The following is a 398-nucleotide window of genomic DNA, read 5'->3' on the forward strand; positions in this document are numbered from 1 at the left end:
CGGTCACCACGGTAGGATTCATGACTGGGGTGAAGTCGTAACAAGGTAGCCGTATCGGAAGGTGCGGCTGGATCACCTCCTTTCCAGAGCTTCTCGCACAAGTTGAGCGCTCACGCTTATCGGCTGTTGATAAAGACAGAAAGACTGTCTGTTAGCGGGTTAATCGGTTATAATGCCGGCCGCTTTCGATAATCATCAATGACAAACATTCGAATGAAGTTTGATTCGAGTTTTTCTCATTGGCGATTGAGCCAGTCAGAGCGGTACGAAAGTATCGGCTGTCGTTCTTTAACAATCTGGAAGAAGCAAGTAATTTGGATAGCGGAAGCGTCTTGAGATGGACGTGGAAACTATCCGGGTTGTGATTGTATCGATGTATCTCAAGATGATTCGAACTC

General features: G+C 46.7%; 1 rRNA gene. It reads left to right on the forward strand.

Going from position 1 to position 398, the window contains the following annotated elements:
- A 16S ribosomal RNA gene (locus CFB39_RS38560) occupies positions 1–83 on the forward strand; the annotation flags it as partial.
- Positions 84–398: the final 315 nt, after the last annotated feature.

Origin of the sequence: Burkholderia sp. AU6039 (assembly GCF_002223365.1) — a bacterium.
Lineage (GTDB): Bacteria > Pseudomonadota > Gammaproteobacteria > Burkholderiales > Burkholderiaceae > Burkholderia.